We start from the raw sequence: 15,930 nt of genomic DNA, 5'->3' as shown, positions 1-15,930 counted from the left end.
AAGATGGAGTCAGTGTGGGGAGGCGTTATGTTGGCAACTACTGAACGCAAACTGTTTCTTGGGATCGCCCTGCTGGGTGCCGTAGCGGCGGTGTTGGGGCCCCGCCCAACGCTCGATAGTTCCGGGCCTATGGAGGTGTCGCAGCTGCGCAGTGCCCTGACCCAGCGTGGTCAAGCTGATGTGATTGGTCTCGCCTACTACGGTACCGATCATACGCCGGCGCCCTATGGCCCAGGCTGGGAGGAGGACATCAACCTCCTGCTACAGGACTTTCCCACTGCGGCGGGGGGGATCCGCGAGCGTGTGCTCAAGGAGGACCAGTACCGCGCTGCCATGAACGGGGATTATGATGAGGCGATGCGGCTGATGGCCAAAAGTTTCAAGGAGGGGCAGGGCAGCGGCAGTTACGCAACCCGTTGGTAGCCTTTGCCCCTTCATGACCGACGTGTCGCATAGCACCAAACAGGGCCCTCACTATGAGGGCCCTGTTTTTGTACCGCGGTTTAGTAGGACAGGTTCAGTCGCTCTGGATCAAAGGCTGAGCCCTGCCCGCTTTATGGCGCAGGCTTAGCCAGCCCCAGTAGGGCAAAAAGAGCGCTAGGGCGCTGGCCACTCCCAAGGCATGAGACTCCACCGCGACCCGGGCATCGATCAGTGCTGCGGTGTCTTCACTGCCGCCGCTAACCAGTTCCCAACCGACCTTGACCAAGACCCCGACCAGCATCAGGTAACCGCTGCGCCAGCCGACGCGGATATCCATCAAGGCGCCCCAGGTGAAGAGGCCATGGAGTAGCGCGCTGAGGCCGACGTAGCGGCTGATCCCGGGTACCCAGTAGAGGATCCCAAGACTGATCAGCGCCATCATCGCGATGCTAAGAAGCAGCATTGGCAGGAAACGGTAGTGGGGTTGATGCAGGGCGAAAATCAGGATCAACCCACCCAGATTCATCAACAGGTGGGCGTTGTTGGAGTGCAGCAGGTGGCCACTCCAGAGCCGCCACCACTGCCCACTCTCGAGATCGTTGCGTGCCCATATCAGGTGTTCAAATACCGATCCGCTGGCCCAGCACAACAGTGCCAGCCCTGTGAGTAGCAGTGGCAGGCCGATCTGATCCAAGCTCGGATAGCCGAAGGGAGCGCTGCGGTCACACAAGGGCGCCTTTCTCCTGAAGCTGATGTTGGTAATGAGCGGGCGCTGCTTGGTACTGGGACAGTCCCCGGGCCCGAAGTTCGCAGGCGGGGCAGTGGCCGCAGCCGCTGCCGATGATGCCATTGTAACAGGTCAGGGTCTGGTCGCGCACCAGCGGCAATGCCTGGTAGTGGTCCGCCAGGGCCCAGGTCTCGGCTTTGTCCAACCACATCAGGGGCGTGCGTAGAGTCAGTGGCCGGTCCATACCCAGCTCAAGTGCTCTTTCCAGCGCCTTCACGAACTCGTTGCGACAGTCGGGGTAGCCGGAGTAGTCGGTCTCGCAAACCCCGGTGATCACCGTTTGGGCACCGATCTGGTAGGCGTAGATCCCTGCCAGGGTCAGAAAAAGGATGTTGCGACCCGGTACGAAGGTGTTGGGCAGCCCATTTTCCATCAACTCGTTGGCCACCGGGATACTGTCTCGGGTCAGGGCGCTGATCGCCAGTTCATTGAGCAGCTTCACATCCAGCACCTTGTGGGCGGCTACCCCCAAGGTCTTGGCCAGCTCCCGGGCCACCGCGATCTCCTCGGCATGGCGCTGGCCATAATCGAAGGTGATGGCATGAACTTCGTCGTACTGCTTAAGGGCCTGGACCAGGCAGGTGGTCGAGTCCTGGCCGCCAGAAAACACCACAACGGCGATAGAGATGTCAGGCATGGGTGGCCTCCTGTGGGGTGGGTGCCGTGAGCCGGCCGGTCTGGCTAAAGCGGTGAAGGGCTTCACGGTAGGGGTGGACATCGCCGATACGCTCAGCAACCCATTCGGGGCAGTAATAGCTGTCCAGGTAGCGTTCGCCGGAATCACACAGCAGAGTGATCAGGGAACCGGACTCCCCACGCTGTTGCATCTCCTCCGCCAACTGGAGTACGCCGTAAAGGTTGGTGCCGGTACTCGCGCCCACTTTACGGCCCAACTGGCCGCTGATCCACTCCATGGTGGCGATGGCGGCGGCGTCCGGTACCTGGCGCATCTGGTCTACCACGTCGGGGATGAAGGAGGGCTCCACCCGTGGGCGGCCAATCCCCTCGATGCGCGAGCAGGCATCGCTGACCAGGCTGGGATCACGGCGATGGTAGTACTCGAAGAATACCGAGTTATCCGGGTCCACCACGCACAGTTCCGTGTTGTGCTGCTGGTAGCGCAGGTAGCGACCTATGGTGGCGGAGGTGCCGCCGGTACCGGGGCTCATCACAATGTAGCGGGGCTCGGGAAAACGCTCCCGTTTCATCTGGTTGAAGATAGCGTCGGCGATGTTGTTGTTGCCGCGCCAGTCGGTAGCTCGCTCCGCATAGGTGAACTGGTCCATGTAGTGGCCGTTCATCTCCTTGGCCAGGCGGGCACTTTCGGTGTAGATATCCTTGGGTTCGACCAGGTGACATCGGCCGCCGTAGAACTCGATCTGATCGATCTTCTTCTGAGCCGTACTTTTGGGGATTACTGCGATAAACGGCAACCCCAGCAGGCGTGCGAAGTAGGCCTCGGAGATGGCGGTGGAGCCGGAGGAGGACTCGATCACCGGAGTGTTCGACTGGATCCATCCGTTGCTGAGGGCATAGAGAAAGAGGGAGCGGGCCAGTCGGTGTTTCAGGCTTCCTGTGGGGTGGGTGCTCTCGTCTTTCAAGTAGATATCGATCTGCGGTAGGGCGGGCAGGTCGAGTTTAATAAGGTGGGTATCAGCGCTGCGCTGAAAATCGGCTTCGATTTGGGCGATGGCCCAGTTAACCCAACTGCGAGGCATAAATCTTCCGTATAATGGCTGGCATGTTAATGGCGAGATGGTAACGCAATGAACCCTGAACTGTTAAGGCAACTGGCGAACGAGACAATGCCCTTTGGCAAGTATGCGGGACAACCGCTTTCCCGTCTGCCTATCGCCTATCTGGTTTGGATGCAGAATCGGGGCTGGCCGGCCCCCCCACTGGGACCCAAACTGGCCCTAATGCTGGAGATCAAGCACAACGGCCTGAGTTACCTTCTGAAGCCATTGGTGCAAACGGAACGCCGGGGATGACAGCGACCGTGCTGCGCTCGGCGCGGAGTGTCGGTTCTCTTACTCAGAAAAGCCCATGAAAAACGCCACCTCAGGGAACTGAGGTGGCGTTATCGATATGGTGGAGGGGGTAGGATTCGAACCTACGAAGGCAGTGCCGGCAGATTTACAGTCTGCTCCCTTTGGCCACTCGGGAACCCCTCCGGGGGTAAAACTAATTGTAGAAGATGGTGGAGGGGGTAGGATTCGAACCTACGAAGGCGGAGCCGGCAGATTTACAGTCTGCTCCCTTTGGCCACTCGGGAACCCCTCCACGGGGTAATGGTTACCTGGTGCCCGCCGCCGGAATCGGCCACGAAGCGGTAAAGATGGTGGAGGGGGTAGGATTCGAACCTACGAAGGCGGAGCCGGCAGATTTACAGTCTGCTCCCTTTGGCCACTCGGGAACCCCTCCACGGGGTAATGGTTACCTGGTGCTCGCCGCCGAAATCGGCCACGAAGCGGTAAAGATGGTGGAGGGGGTAGGATTCGAACCTACGAAGGCGGAGCCGGCAGATTTACAGTCTGCTCCCTTTGGCCACTCGGGAACCCCTCCACAAGTGCGGGGCGTATACTAACAGTCCCGCTCCGACTGTAAAGACCCAAGGGTCTTTTTTTCTAAAGTTTTGACTGCTTAAGGCGATAAATTCACCCAAATCATCCTTTTTGGCTGTTTTCTATTCGTCGCTGGCTTTGGAGCGACGGCGCTTGGGGGAAATTTGGGTGTGGAGCTTTAGGAAGCCCAGGGGAAGCCTGCGAGCGAACAGGCTCCCCCTGGGGCGCAGGTTGCCATAGGCCGCATGACCGTGGCGGTTTACACGGGGTGTGTATCCTAGCTTGCAGTAGGCTAATCGACAGAAACGCATAGGGTTATCGGATTCTCCGTTGGATCTGCCGTGATCGCGATCACGGTGGCCCGGTGAACGCAGCCTATAATCAGGGGTGAATTCGCTGTGCTTAACGAGGTCGTAATGGACGATAAACGGGAAAATCTGGTTACTGAATGTTGTGGTGCCTTTATGGACGTTGGGGCTGTGATTGCTGAAGAGGATGCTGTCCTGACGTTGACATACGATGCTGCCAGCCAAGCCGAGGCAGAGGCGGAGTTCAGCGCCGTGGCGGAGAAAGCCAAGTCGCGCTTTGCCGATGTAAAGGCTCAGGCCAAGTGGTCCGAGTCGGAGAAACGATTGACCGGCACCCTGGCGTTCTCCTGTGCGGCAGAGCGTCTGATCTTCGAGATGAATCCCGACTGACAGGGCTTCTTTTCGTATAAAAACCAGGCAGGCGCCTGGTTTTTTTGTGTCTTAAAGGCGGAGTTGCCGCCTAGCCGCAGCAGCGCTTGAACTTTTTCCCGGAGCCGCAGACGCAGGGGGCGTTACGCCCAGCGGGCTTGGGATCGAACTGCCCATCGCAGTATCGCCATTGTCCCTGGTCCCGGCAGAAGCGACTGCGTTCGTGCATCGCTGCGAGCCGGTCGCCCTGGTAGTACCAGGCTTTGAATTCAACGTAACCCACGTCCTGACTGGCGGGGGGAGTGGAGAGTAGTTCAAGCCTGGCCCAACGGGTTTCGGCGCAGGCCTGCGCCAGCGTTTCCACTGTCAAATCACCTCGGTACTCCGGGTGGTGCGTATCGAGTAGGTATTGAGCCTGAGCAAGCACGTAAGCGCTGTATCGGGAGCGCATCAGTTGCTCAGGGCTTTGAGCGATTTGCTGCCTTTGGTGCAGCGGCTGGCAGCAGCGTTCATAGCCTTGGCCGCTGCCACAGGGACAGAGTGTCATTGTGTGGTTTCGTGGTTGGGTGTGACCGCCATTGTCTCGAAAGTCGGCGCAAAATAGAGGCCGGGCTGTGGTTTGGCATCGGTAAAGAGCTCGGTTTTGACCCGGGTGGCGGAATCGACGCTGACGGACCAGTAATCGTCACTTTCCCGGTGGAAATTCATGATGAACTTGCCAGCGAATTCGGACGCCGGTTTCTCATTTTCCTGGTTGGGCTGGTAACGGATAAGGTAGTACCCAGCGTCCGTCGCCATATCGCCCCTCAGGGTACGGTTAACGACGCGAAAGCGGATGTCGATGGTCGCTTCCCTCTGGCGAACCTTGTCAAACCATCGCTGGTAGGCCTCGCGAATGGCCTCCCGACCTTCATAGAACCCTTCACGCTCGGACACCCCCATCATGCACGCATCATTACTGTATCTTGCCACCAGAGGGTCGGCATTGAGTGTCTGATAAGCATCTACAAACTGGTCGTATATTGGATTGAGGAGATCATCAATGTTACTGCCGTGGCTGGGCAGGCTAGTGATGAGCAGGAGTGGAAACAAGATATGGCGCAGAGACACGGCGTCACCTCAGTCAATTTTATGTTAACAATGATGGAGGAGCGGCGCCGAATGTAAAGATGGAAACCATTACAATTTGTGAGCGGCCAGGTTGCAGGGGCTGAGCCGTGGGTATAATCGTGCCGTACCAAGGTGATATCCACGGCGATAGGGGGACAAGATGGAAAAGAGAGAGCAGGAGCTGTTTCTCGAAGCGATGTCCGATGTGATGCCGCTTGCGGACAGCGATCGCGTGGTCACACAGGGCGGCTTTCAGCCGACCGACGCCCAGTTGGCCCGGCGTCAGGCGGCTCAGGCTGAGTCCGAGCCGGAGTCCGATGGGTTGAGCCTGGAGGCGGTGGAGCCGATCGATCCGGAAGACGTTATCGGTTGGACCCGAGGGGGGATGCAGCATGGCGTCTACAAAAACCTCCGCTTAGGAAAGTATCAACTGGATGCCCGCCTGGACCTGCATGGGCACAGCGTTGAGTCGGCGCGTACCGCGTTGCTGCAGTTCGTTGCCGACTGCCAACTCACCGACGTCCGTTGTGCCCTGATCCTTCATGGTAAGGGGTTAAACTCCAAACCGTTTCGGGGCGTGCTGAAAAGCTATCTGGCTAAATGGCTGCCTCACGTGCCGGAGGTTCTGGCGTTCCACTCGGCCCAACGTCACCACGGCGGTACCGGTGCGGTCTATGTGCTGATGCGCAAAAGCCAAAAGCAGAAGCTCGAAAATCGGGAGCGTCACCAAAAGCGCTGATCCGCTTCATCCCTGTCTGGGCCCATTCGGGCGACATCGCTGCCCGTCTCACCCCTTACGGAGCGCTGATGAGCGGAGAGAAAAAACGGCCCGCTCGATGAGCGGGCCGTTTTCCATGTGGGGTTAGCCCCCTGGGGTCCAGTAGGTTGGGCTGCCGGGGCCTACCGGCAGGCCCAGTACGAAGACATAAACCACGAACAACAGGGTCCAGCCAACGAAGAGCACGATGGAGTAGGGCAGCATGGTGGCAACCAGGGTGCCGATCCCCAAGTCCCGTTTATAGCGACAGGCGACAGCCAGGATCAAACCGAAGTAGCTCATCATCGGCGTGATGATATTGGTGACAGAGTCACCGATACGATAGGCAGCCTGGATGGTCTCCGGCGCGTAACCCACCAGCATCAGCATGGGGACGAAGATCGGTGCCGTCACCGCCCACTGCGCCGAGGCAGAGCCCACCATCAGGTTAATGAAGGCACAGACCATGATAAAGCAGATGAACAGCAGCGGGCCGTCCAGACCGATTGCCTGCAGGAAGCCGGCGCCCTTCACGGCGGTGATCGCCCCCAGGTTGGTCCAGCTGAAGTAGGCAACGAACTGGGCCGCGAAAAACACCAGCACGATGTACATGCCCATGGTGGACATGGCGTAGCTCATGGCGTTAATGACGTCTCGGTCGTTATTGATGGTCCCCACCGCTTTACCGAAAACGATGCCGGGGATAGCGAAGAAGAAGAAGATGAATACCACGATCCCCTTCAGGAAGGGGGAGCCGGCGACCAGACCGGTGTCAGGGTGGCGCAGCGGGCCCCACTCAGGCACAACAGTGAGCGCTAAAATCGCGGAGAGGGCGAGCAGGGTCAGGCCGGCGGACTTCAGGCCGCGTTTCTCGGCTGCGGTCAGACCCTCCATCTCGTCATGCTCGACGTCTTCGGAGGCCTCACTGACGTCGTACTTGCCCAGACGGGGCTCGACAATGCGTTCGGTGACGAACATCGCCAGACTGGCCACCACGAAGGTGGAGACGATCATGAAGAACCAGTTCGCTTCCGGCCCGACGGTGTAGCCAGGATCGATAATGTGTGCGGCGGACTCAGTGATGCCGGAGAGCAGCGGATCAACGGTTCCCAGCAGCAGGTTTGCGGAGTAACCCCCTGAAACACCCGCGAAGGCTGCGGCCAGACCCGCCAGCGGGTGACGGCCCAGAGAATGGAAAGTGACCGCAGCCAGGGGGATCAGCACCACGTAGCCGAGCTCAGAGGCGGTGTTGGAGATGATCCCGGCAAAAACCACGATGAAGGTCACCAGACGGGGAGAGGAGCCCATGACCAGGCCACGCAGGGCGGCGGAGATCAGGCCGGCACGCTCGGCGATCCCGACGCCAAGCAGGGCCACCAGCACAGTGCCAAGCGGAGCGAAGCCGGTGAAGTTGGTCACCATGTTGGAGACCATCATCCGCAGGCCATCGGCGCTGAGGAGGCTGAATACGGCGATCATGCCGTCATCGGCACGTCCCCGGGCCCCTTCCGGGCGAGGGTCGACTACGGCAAGATCGAAGTAGCCGGCAATGCCGGAGATAACGATGATGGCCAAGCAGAAAAGGGCAAACAGGGTGATGGGGTGGGGCAGCAGGTTGCCCAGACGCTCCACGGTATCGAGGAAACGTCGAAAGGCTCCGCTGTTCTCCATGCGATCGTCTGTCGCGACGGCGTTCTGGTTCGTTGAGCTCATGAATAACTCTCTAAAGTTGGGTTATTGTCGTTATTTTTTTGTGTATATCGAGCAGTGGGCGATTGTAGAGGGGAGAGGTCGCTAAAAACAAGGCTTACCTCGCCAAGGTCGGCAGGATGTAGTGGCAACTAATGATGTTTGGTTGCGATTGTGTTGGTTTTATGAGCGCCGGCAGCGCGAATAGTCGATAAAGTCCACAAAGCGCGACACGACCGCCGAAGCGGTCGTGTCCAAATTGCTGTCCTTCCCTCGGCTCGGCCGCTTTGGGCTCACTCCTCTGCCAGGGTACCGAAGAGGTCGTGATCGTCGGCAAACTCGATGCTCACCCAGACCTTGTCGCCAGGATTGAGATCGTATTCACCGCCGATGATCACCCGGCCGTCGATCTCAGGGGCATCGGCGTAGCTGCGTCCTATGGCACCGTCTTCGCCAATCTCATCCACCAACACCAGCATCTCCTGACCCACGCGCTCCGCCAACTTCTCACGGCTGATCTGTGCCTGGACCTGCATGAAGCGCTGGTAGCGCTCCTCTTTAACCGCTTCCGGTACATGATCCGCCAACGCATTGGCGGTGGCGCCCTCTACCGGGCTGTACTTGAAGCAACCGACCCTGTCCAGCCGTGCCTCGACCAACCAGTCCAGCAGCAGCTGGAAATCCTCCTCGGTCTCGCCGGGAAAACCGACGATGAAGGTGGAGCGGATCACCAGGTCCGGGCACTGCTCACGCCAGGCCTGGATCTGTTCCAGCGTACGCTCGGCGTTGCCCGGCCGCTTCATCGCTTTGAGCACCCGGGGACTGGCGTGCTGGAACGGGATGTCCAGGTAGGGGAGGATCTTGCCTTCGGCCATCAGGGGCATCAGTTTTTCGACGCTGGGGTAGGGGTAGACGTAGTGTAGACGCACCCAGATCCCAAACTCTGCCAGCTTCTCGCACAGCTCCAGCATCGCGGTTTTTACCGGCATGCCATTCCAAAAGCCGGTTTTGTGTTTGACGTCGACGCCGTAGGCGCCGGTGTCCTGACTGATCACCAGCAGTTCCTGAACACCGGCCTCTTTCAGCCGCTTGGCTTCATCCAGGATGCTGCCGATGGGGCGGCTGTCCAGTTGTCCCCGCATCGAGGGGATGATGCAGAAGGTACATTTGTGGTTGCAGCCCTCGGAGATCTTGAGGTAGGCGTAGTGACGGGGAGTCAGCTTGACGCCATGATCCGGGATCAGGCTGGTCATGGGGTCATGCTGGGGCTTGGGCAGGTGGGCATGCACCTGTTCCAGCACCACTTCGTAGGCGTGGGGGCCGGTGATCCCTAGGACTTTGGGGTGGATCTCCCGGATCTCATTGTCCTTTGCGCCCAGGCAACCGGTGACCAGAACTTTACCGTTCTCCTTCAATGCCTCACCGATGGTATCCAGGGACTCCTGAACCGCCGAGTCGATGAAGCCACAGGTATTGACGATGACCAGATCGGCCCCTTCGTAGGTGTTGACGATGTCATAACCCTCGGTACGAAGTTGAGTGAGGATCCGCTCGGAGTCCACCAGGTTCTTGGGGCAGCCCAGGCTGATGAAGCCGATCCGGGCCGGTCCGTCGGCGGTGGTGCTCTGCTGGGGCGGGATCGACAAGGCATCGATCGCTTTTGCGGGCGCATTCAGTGTCGTGGTTTGCTTGGGATCAAACTGGTTTACGGTCATCGAAAAGCTCTGACTCACTCGGCGAAGGGACAAGGGGGCGCGATTATACCTAAGTTTTCGCCCGATGGCAGGGCAAATAATCATCAACTTTCCGGCCTGCCGCTGCATCAATCACAGTTTATCCCTGCGCCGTTGATCCTTGGGAAGATTCGGGTTTAATGGCGACTTCTTCTATCCTAATGGGGTAACCCGCTGTTGGATAAGCCCTTAATTTTGGTGTTTGCCTCATAGCCTTCAGCCATTTGCGTTTGACTACCAAGGAGTGCCCAGTGCAGGAGTTGATTATCCACACGGTGACGGTATTCATGGGCTTCTTCGCCATCATGAACCCCATTGCCAACATTCCGATCTTTCTTGGTTTAACCAGCGGCAGTGATCGGGAAACCACCCGGGCCATCGCCATCCGCTCGGTGTTTATCGCCTTTTGCATCGTCTCCCTGTTTGCCATCTCCGGTAAGCTGATATTCGATCTCTTCGGGATCACGCTCTATGCCCTGAGGATCACCGGTGGGGTTCTGGTGTTTCTTATCGGTTTTCACATGCTTCAGGCGCCCGCTCCGTCCAGTGAGGAGCATGAGGCTGATGCGGCGGCGCAGCGCGGCGCCGCACTGGGGATCGCCGTTTCTCCGTTGGCCACGCCGATCCTGGCCGGTCCCGGTACCATCGCGACGGCGATGAACTTCGCCACCACCGGAGGGCTGGATGAAACCATCATCACCATCCTGGCGTTTGGTCTGCTCTGCGTTTTGACCGCTGTGCTCTTCCTGTTCGGTGGTCGTATTGTCAAGGCGATTGGTCCTAGCGTACTGAACGTGATCTCGAAGATGATGGGGTTGATCCTGGCCGTGATTGGCACCCAGATGCTGGTCGAGGGGATCGCCGAGGCGCACAAGGCGTTTTTCTGAGCCTGGTTGCCCCCTGCCGGGGCATCCCCTAACTGAAAAGGGAGCGCGTTAGCGCTCCCTTTATTGATTCAATGCATGAACGTTTCGGCGTACCGCTTTACCAGCCGCATTGACGGCCCGAGGCGCGGTTCTGTTCATCAAGCCATTGATGCAGAGGGGCAAAGTAGTTTAGGAGCGATTGGCCGGACATCTCCGGGTTGCCGGTGACCACCTCCAGTGCCTGAGGCCAGGGTTGGCTCAGGCCCATCTCCAGCATGCGGTTGAGCTTGGTGCCGGCTGCCTCGCTGCCATAGAGGGAACAGCGGTGGATGGGACCCTCGTAACCGGCTTCCTCGCACAGCGCTTCAAACATCTGGAACTGAAGGATGTGGGCCAGGAAGTAGCGGGTATAGGGGACGCTGCCGGGCACGTGGTACTTGGCTCCGGGATCGAAATCGGCTTCTGTCCGGGCCACCGGCGCGGCGACGCCCTGGTATTTTTGCCGCAGATCCCACCAGGCCTGGTTATACCGGTCGGCGCTGATCTCACCGCTGAACACTTGCCAGCGCCACTGATCGATCATCAGACCAAATGGCAGGAAGGCGACCTTGTCCAGAGCCTGGCGCAACAGCAAGCCGATGTCACTCTCTGCCGGCGGAACCTGATCGATCAGGCCTATCTGCTTGAGGTAGCTCGGTGTGATGGAGAGCGAAATCACATCTCCAATGGCTTCGTGGAAGCCGTCGTTGGCACTGTCTTTGAACAGGAAGGGTTGATCTTTGTAGGCACGCTGATAGATGTTGTGACCCAGTTCATGGTGGATCACCTTGAAGTCTTCGCCGTTTCGACGAATGCACATCTTGATGCGGATGTCGTCCCGGTTGTCCAGGTTCCAGGCGGAGGCGTGGCAGACAACATCGCGGTCCTCGGGCTCGACAAACAGGCTGCGCTGCCAGAAGGTGTCCGGCAAGGGTTCGAATCCCAGGGAGGTGAAGAACTGCTCCGCCTGGCGGACCATCTTGATCTCATCGAAATCGTGCTCTGCCAACAGCTCGGTCAGATCATAGCCCGGGCCGGGCAGGTCATCCGGTGCGACCAGAGGGTAGATGTGGCCCCATTGCTGTGCCCACATGTTGCCCAGAAGGTGGGCAGGGATGGGGCTATCCTGGGGAACGACATCGGCGCCATAGTTTTCCCCAAGTTCACCACGAACATAGCAGTGCAGTGCTTCGTAGAGCGGCTCGACCTGTCCCCAAAGGCGATCCAGCTCCACCGGAAAGGCGTCCGGTGCCATGTCGTATTTACTGCGCCATAACTCCCCCACATCCTGGTAGCCCAATGCTTGGGCACCCTCATTGGCCAGGGTCACCTGCTCGGCGAAGAGGGGCCGCATCGGTTTGGCGATCTCGCGCCAGCCGGTCCAGATCTCCTTGAGCAGATCCGGGTCCCGGCTGGTAGCCATCAGTGAGGAGAGTTGGGGTTGGCTCAAGCATTGCTCGGGCGTGATGCAGTAGCGGCCCTTACCATAGAGGCCGCCCAACTCGGTACTCAACTCCGCTAGACGCTGGCTTTTATCACTGTCTACCGGCGCCGGCAGGGTGAGGGCGCGGAGCAAGAGATCGCGCTTGCGCTGCTCGATGGGGGTGAGTTCAGCGGTCTCCAGGGTGCTGGCCAGGGACGCGTACTCGACGGCCTTTTCACTGAAGGCACGGCCGACATCGCTGGCCAAGGTCGCGGTATCGTCGGTGATGAAGTTGGCATAGATCCACTGTGCCCGGGCGGCCTCTTCGCTGAGTTGAGACAGCGACTGTTCCGCAGCGTGGATCTGATCAGAGGGGGTTGGTTTGCTTTCTGTGCTGTTCGGCTCGCTGGCATTACAGCCGGTGAGCAGGGAGGCCACCAACAGGGCCAAGCTTGAGGGGTGGGGCATGACGGTATCCATCTCTTGTCATTTTAATTTGGCAAGAGAGTACGTTAGCCATTTGTAAAAAAAAAGAGGGACGCAAAGACAAAAAAAAGCCCCGGTGGCAATGACAGATTGGGTTCCACCGGGGTCAGGGAGAGGATCTTATTAACCTAGATGTACTAGCTTAGTTGCTAACTTGTGATCCTGCCCATTGGGGCGGTGCCGATTCTACTCAGTCTTCGCGAAGCACTGCCGCCGTTTTCCACGGCTAACACGGCCAGGAAATCCCTTCCCGGTTTGGCCTCACCTTCGTGCCGGCATGACGGATGGCACCCTGTGTTCAGAGGCATCGTGCGGGAGCGTGCGCATGCTTTGACATCCCGAAGCTACCGCTTTATTTTAAACGAACGTTTGATTGAAGTCGGATTCAGGGCATGGCAAATCGGCTCACCACCAAAGATAAGATTATCAACGCCGCGGAGCGCCTGTTTGCCGAGCGTGGATTTTCGGAAACCTCGTTGCGTTTGATCACCAATAAAGCGGAAGTCAATCTGGCCTCGGTCAATTACCACTTCGGTTCGAAGAAGGAGCTGATACAGGCCGTTCTGGCGCGTTACCTGAACCAGTTTATGCCCGCCCTGGGCAGAGCATTGGAGGAGGTTGATCAGGAGCCGGATCTCACCCTTCAGGATGCTTTCGAGGCGATGGTTGAGCCGTTAATGGCGCTCAACGATGTGCGTCAGCATGGAACCGCACTCTTTCTTCAACTTTTGGGGCGAGGGTATATCGAAAACCAGGGACACCTGCGCTGGTTTGTGAGTACCCACCACGGAGAGGTGCTTGAGAAGATCTCCGAGCTTGTTCACCGGACCGCCCCACACCTGAAGCCCACCGACATCTTCTGGCGGATGCACTACACCCTGGGCACCTTGGTGTTTACCATGAGTTCTTATCGCGCCCTGGTGGATATCGCGAAAGCGGACTTCGACCAGGATAATGACGTAGAAACGGTGCTGCGTCGCTTGATCCCCTACATGGCCGCCGGTGTTTCTGCGCCGCAGCCCTCTCTCTTAACGGTTACAGAATAAGGATATCCCATGACCTTGTTGTTTCTGCTTGCGATCGCGGTGATCGTGATCTTCGCAGTCAAAGACATCCGGCGGCAGGTAATTGCCAAGCCGGCCTACGATTTTATGAAGCGGGTTCTGCCTCCGCTGTCCCAAACCGAACGGGAAGCGATGGAAGCGGGTAACGTCTGGTGGGATGGTGAGCTGTTTCGCGGTGCGCCGGACTGGAATCAACTGCACAGCTTCCCGGCCAACAGTCTGACCGCGGACGAGCAGGCGTTCCTGGATAACCAGGTGAAAACCCTGCTGACGATGATCGACGATTACGAGATCGTTAACCAGAAAGATATGCCCAAGGCGGTTTGGGATTACTTGCGCAAGGAGAAGTTCTTTGCCCTGATTATCCCCAAGTCGTACGGCGGCCTAGAATTTTCCGCTTACGCTAACTCCACCATCGTATCCCGGATCGCCGCCCGTTCCATGAGTGTTGCGGTTTCGGTCATGGTGCCGAACTCGCTGGGCCCCGGTGAACTGTTGGCCCATTACGGCACCGAAGCGCAGAAAGATCGCTGGCTGCCGGCGCTCGCCAATGGTGATGAGATCCCCTGCTTTGCGCTGACCGGCCCTACCGCCGGATCCGATGCCGGTGGCATCCCGGACGTCGGCATCGTCTGTCGCGGTGAGTTCGAAGGCGAAGAGGTGTTGGGCGTTCGAGTCACCTGGGACAAGCGCTATATCACGCTGGCGCCGGTGGCCACGGTGCTTGGGCTGGCATTCAAGCTGAAAGATCCGGATGCTTTGCTGGGCAACCAGAAAGAGATCGGCATCACCTGTGCGCTGATCCCCACCGACCATCCCGGCGTGGAGAATGGCAACCGACATGATCCTTTGAGCCAGGCGTTCATGAACGGCACCACCCGGGGTAAGGATGTCTTTATCCCAATGGAGTGGTTGATCGGCGGCGCCGAGTACGCCGGCAAGGGCTGGCGTATGTTGGTGGAGTGTCTCTCCGCCGGCCGCGGGATCTCCCTGCCGGCCTTGGCGACGGCAACCGGGCACCTTTCCACGCGCAGCACCAGTGCTTACTGTGGTGTACGCAGCCAGTTTGGCGTCAATATCGGTGAGTTCGAGGGCGTTCAGGAGGCGCTGGCGCGCATTGCCGGTAACACCTACATTCTCGAGTCGGCCCGTAAGCTGACCCTGACGGCCATCGATACCCATCAAAAACCCTCGGTCGTCACGGCGATTGCCAAGTACCACATGACGGAGCTGGGGCGCCGGGTGATCAACGATGCCATGGACGTTCAGGCCGGTAAGGGGATCCAACTGGGGCCCAACAACTACCTCGGTAATGTCTATACCATCATGCCGGTGGCCATCACCGTCGAGGGGGCCAACATTCTGACCCGCAACCTGATGATCTTCGGTCAGGGGGCGACCCGCTGTCACCCCTATGTGTTGGCGGAGATGGAAGCGGTGGCGGATCCGGATACCGACAAGGGACTGGCACGTTTCGACGGCCTGCTGATGTCCCACATTGTCTTCTCTATTCGCAATGCTCTGACCTCCCTGTGGCATGGTTTGACCGGTGCGCGATTCGCGGATAAGCCGGTGGCCGGTCCGACGGCGCACTATTACCAGCAGCTCTCTCGTCTCTCTGCCAACCTGGCCATCGTTTCTGACCTGGCGATGCTGACCCTGGGCGGTGATCTCAAGCGTCGAGAGATGATTTCAGCTCGACTGGGGGATGTATTGAGTCAGCTCTATCTGGGCTCTGCGGTACTGCGTAACTACGAGATGGATGGACGTCAGCAGGCGGATCTGCCCTTCGTGGAATATGCCATGGCACAGTGTCTGCACGAGGCGGCCAAGGCCCTGAGTCAGGCACTCCGTAACTTCCCCAACCGCTTTGTTTCCGTGCTTTGCCGACTGTTGGTCCAGCCCCTGGGTAACCACTTCCATGGTCCCAGTGATGAGCAGGCCAAGGCCGTAGCTCGCGCCGTTCAGCAGCCGGGCAGCGCCCGGGATCGATTGACCCACCTCTGCCAGATCCTGGACGAGGACGAAGGGGGCGTGGCCCTGGTGGAAAAGGCGTTCCTGGCACAGTACGGGGTTGCGGGGATCGCCAAGCGGTTGAAGAAGGCGCAGCGGGCGGGACAACTGCCCCGTGGCCCGATGGGCGAGGAGACACTGGATCTGGCTGTCGAGCAGGCGCTGGTGACGGAACAGGAGAAGGCGCAGTGGTTGGAAGCGCAGGCTCTGAGCCGAAAAGCTATCGATGTGGATGAGTTCACCAAGCTTTAACCGGTGACGTTTCCAAAGCGCGATGCCGCCCAACCGGGCGGCATTTT

Annotated in this window: 15 protein-coding genes and 4 tRNA genes; 7 read left to right on the top strand and 12 right to left on the bottom strand. The window is 58.9% G+C overall.

Annotated features, from left to right (window positions below; all coding sequences use genetic code 11):
• Positions 1 to 27: 27 nt before the first annotated feature.
• Positions 28 to 423: a hypothetical protein gene (locus ABD997_RS04655; protein WP_345315838.1), complete on the top strand. Its 396-nt coding sequence runs from the start codon at positions 28 to 30 to the stop codon at positions 421 to 423.
• A gap of 94 nt (positions 424 to 517) precedes the next feature.
• Here ABD997_RS04655 and rrtA read toward each other — a convergent pair whose 3' ends face one another.
• The 3 genes from rrtA to ABD997_RS04640 are packed head-to-tail and all read right to left on the bottom strand — an operon-like array spanning position 518 to position 2,928.
• Positions 518 to 1,153 (bottom strand): rhombosortase, encoded by a 636-nt coding sequence (rrtA, locus tag ABD997_RS04650; protein WP_345315837.1) that lies wholly within the window; start codon positions 1,151 to 1,153, stop codon positions 518 to 520.
• On the bottom strand, positions 1,146 to 1,847 hold the full coding sequence (gene queC / locus ABD997_RS04645) for a 7-cyano-7-deazaguanine synthase QueC (RefSeq protein ID WP_345315836.1): 702 nt from the start codon (positions 1,845 to 1,847) through the stop codon (positions 1,146 to 1,148). The genes rrtA and queC overlap by 8 nt, the downstream gene beginning before the upstream one ends.
• The gene (locus tag ABD997_RS04640; protein ID WP_345315835.1) at positions 1,840 to 2,928 is read right to left on the bottom strand and encodes a PLP-dependent cysteine synthase family protein; all 1,089 of its coding nucleotides are present in this window, start codon (positions 2,926 to 2,928) and stop codon (positions 1,840 to 1,842) included. The genes queC and ABD997_RS04640 overlap by 8 nt, the downstream gene beginning before the upstream one ends.
• A 48-nt stretch (positions 2,929 to 2,976) precedes the next feature.
• On the opposite strand from ABD997_RS04640, the gene ABD997_RS04635 reads away from it, so the two are divergent.
• Complete coding sequence (locus tag ABD997_RS04635; protein ID WP_345315834.1) at positions 2,977 to 3,201, top strand: DUF3820 family protein; 225 nt, start codon at positions 2,977 to 2,979, stop codon at positions 3,199 to 3,201.
• Positions 3,202 to 3,299: 98 nt separating this feature from the next.
• On the opposite strand, the gene ABD997_RS04630 is transcribed toward ABD997_RS04635, so the two are convergent.
• From ABD997_RS04630 to ABD997_RS04615, 4 genes are all read right to left on the bottom strand, one after another.
• Positions 3,300 to 3,384: transfer RNA gene (locus ABD997_RS04630), tRNA-Tyr, on the bottom strand.
• A 24-nt stretch (positions 3,385 to 3,408) separates the two neighbouring features.
• A tRNA-Tyr gene (locus ABD997_RS04625) sits at positions 3,409 to 3,493 on the bottom strand.
• Positions 3,494 to 3,549: 56 nt separating this feature from the next.
• Positions 3,550 to 3,634 (bottom strand) — tRNA-Tyr (locus tag ABD997_RS04620).
• A 56-nt stretch (positions 3,635 to 3,690) separates the two neighbouring features.
• Positions 3,691 to 3,775, bottom strand: a tRNA-Tyr gene (locus tag ABD997_RS04615).
• Between the two features lie 415 nt (positions 3,776 to 4,190).
• Between ABD997_RS04615 and ABD997_RS04610 the strand changes: the two genes are divergently transcribed.
• A complete protein-coding gene (locus ABD997_RS04610; protein WP_345315833.1) occupies positions 4,191 to 4,472 on the top strand; it encodes a DUF406 family protein in 282 nt (93 codons plus the stop codon).
• 70 nt (positions 4,473 to 4,542) lie between these two features.
• On the opposite strand, the gene ABD997_RS04605 is transcribed toward ABD997_RS04610, so the two are convergent.
• Positions 4,543 to 4,998 (bottom strand): YchJ family protein, encoded by a 456-nt coding sequence (locus ABD997_RS04605; RefSeq protein WP_345315832.1) that lies wholly within the window; start codon positions 4,996 to 4,998, stop codon positions 4,543 to 4,545.
• Positions 4,995 to 5,561, bottom strand: coding sequence for a YybH family protein (locus ABD997_RS04600; protein ID WP_345315831.1), 567 nt, complete (start codon positions 5,559 to 5,561; stop codon positions 4,995 to 4,997). The genes ABD997_RS04605 and ABD997_RS04600 overlap by 4 nt, the downstream gene beginning before the upstream one ends.
• A gap of 160 nt (positions 5,562 to 5,721) precedes the next feature.
• On the opposite strand from ABD997_RS04600, the gene smrA reads away from it, so the two are divergent.
• A complete protein-coding gene (gene smrA / locus ABD997_RS04595; protein WP_345315830.1) occupies positions 5,722 to 6,300 on the top strand; it encodes a DNA endonuclease SmrA in 579 nt (192 codons plus the stop codon).
• 123 nt (positions 6,301 to 6,423) lie between these two features.
• On the opposite strand, the gene ABD997_RS04590 is transcribed toward smrA, so the two are convergent.
• Positions 6,424 to 8,031: an AbgT family transporter gene (locus ABD997_RS04590; RefSeq protein ID WP_345315829.1), complete on the bottom strand. Its 1,608-nt coding sequence runs from the start codon at positions 8,029 to 8,031 to the stop codon at positions 6,424 to 6,426.
• A 269-nt stretch (positions 8,032 to 8,300) separates the two neighbouring features.
• The gene (gene rimO / locus ABD997_RS04585; protein WP_345315828.1) at positions 8,301 to 9,722 is read right to left on the bottom strand and encodes a 30S ribosomal protein S12 methylthiotransferase RimO; all 1,422 of its coding nucleotides are present in this window, start codon (positions 9,720 to 9,722) and stop codon (positions 8,301 to 8,303) included.
• Positions 9,723 to 9,991: 269 nt separating this feature from the next.
• Here rimO and ABD997_RS04580 point away from each other — a divergent pair, with 269 nt between their 5' ends.
• The gene (locus tag ABD997_RS04580; protein WP_345315827.1) at positions 9,992 to 10,627 is read left to right on the top strand and encodes a MarC family protein; all 636 of its coding nucleotides are present in this window, start codon (positions 9,992 to 9,994) and stop codon (positions 10,625 to 10,627) included.
• A gap of 97 nt (positions 10,628 to 10,724) precedes the next feature.
• On the opposite strand, the gene ABD997_RS04575 is transcribed toward ABD997_RS04580, so the two are convergent.
• A complete protein-coding gene (locus ABD997_RS04575) occupies positions 10,725 to 12,548 on the bottom strand; it encodes a M2 family metallopeptidase (protein WP_345315826.1) in 1,824 nt (607 codons plus the stop codon).
• A 398-nt stretch (positions 12,549 to 12,946) separates the two neighbouring features.
• On the opposite strand from ABD997_RS04575, the gene psrA reads away from it, so the two are divergent.
• Both psrA and ABD997_RS04565 read left to right on the top strand, forming a co-directional pair.
• Entirely contained in the window at positions 12,947 to 13,600 is a 654-nt protein-coding gene (gene psrA, locus ABD997_RS04570; RefSeq protein WP_345315825.1) for a TetR family transcriptional repressor PsrA, read from the top strand.
• Positions 13,601 to 13,609: 9 nt separating this feature from the next.
• On the top strand, positions 13,610 to 15,883 hold the full coding sequence (locus ABD997_RS04565) for an acyl-CoA dehydrogenase (protein ID WP_345315824.1): 2,274 nt from the start codon (positions 13,610 to 13,612) through the stop codon (positions 15,881 to 15,883).
• The last annotated feature ends 47 nt before the right edge of the window (positions 15,884 to 15,930 follow it).

Origin of the sequence: Ferrimonas gelatinilytica (assembly GCF_039544205.1) — a bacterium.
Taxonomy (GTDB): Bacteria; Pseudomonadota; Gammaproteobacteria; order Enterobacterales; family Shewanellaceae; genus Ferrimonas; species Ferrimonas gelatinilytica.
The sequence above is the reverse complement of the archived record's forward strand: the minus strand, read 5'-3'. Positions and strand labels throughout refer to the sequence as shown.

What these genes read in the sequence shown, in the direction of transcription:
- ABD997_RS04655 (WP_345315838.1), top strand. Translation starts at nt 28, where the DNA reads ATGTTGGCAACTACTGAACGCAAACTGTTTCTTGGGATCGCCCTGCTG.
- ABD997_RS04605 (WP_345315832.1), bottom strand. Translation starts at nt 4,998, where the DNA reads ATGACACTCTGTCCCTGTGGCAGCGGCCAAGGCTATGAACGCTGCTGC.
- ABD997_RS04610 (WP_345315833.1), top strand. Translation starts at nt 4,191, where the DNA reads ATGGACGATAAACGGGAAAATCTGGTTACTGAATGTTGTGGTGCCTTT.
- smrA (WP_345315830.1), top strand. Translation starts at nt 5,722, where the DNA reads ATGGAAAAGAGAGAGCAGGAGCTGTTTCTCGAAGCGATGTCCGATGTG.
- psrA (WP_345315825.1), top strand. Translation starts at nt 12,947, where the DNA reads ATGGCAAATCGGCTCACCACCAAAGATAAGATTATCAACGCCGCGGAG.
- ABD997_RS04590 (WP_345315829.1), bottom strand. Translation starts at nt 8,031, where the DNA reads ATGAGCTCAACGAACCAGAACGCCGTCGCGACAGACGATCGCATGGAG.
- ABD997_RS04565 (WP_345315824.1), top strand. Translation starts at nt 13,610, where the DNA reads ATGACCTTGTTGTTTCTGCTTGCGATCGCGGTGATCGTGATCTTCGCA.
- ABD997_RS04575 (WP_345315826.1), bottom strand. Translation starts at nt 12,548, where the DNA reads ATGGATACCGTCATGCCCCACCCCTCAAGCTTGGCCCTGTTGGTGGCC.
- queC (WP_345315836.1), bottom strand. Translation starts at nt 1,847, where the DNA reads ATGCCTGACATCTCTATCGCCGTTGTGGTGTTTTCTGGCGGCCAGGAC.
- ABD997_RS04640 (WP_345315835.1), bottom strand. Translation starts at nt 2,928, where the DNA reads ATGCCTCGCAGTTGGGTTAACTGGGCCATCGCCCAAATCGAAGCCGAT.
- rimO (WP_345315828.1), bottom strand. Translation starts at nt 9,722, where the DNA reads ATGACCGTAAACCAGTTTGATCCCAAGCAAACCACGACACTGAATGCG.
- ABD997_RS04635 (WP_345315834.1), top strand. Translation starts at nt 2,977, where the DNA reads ATGAACCCTGAACTGTTAAGGCAACTGGCGAACGAGACAATGCCCTTT.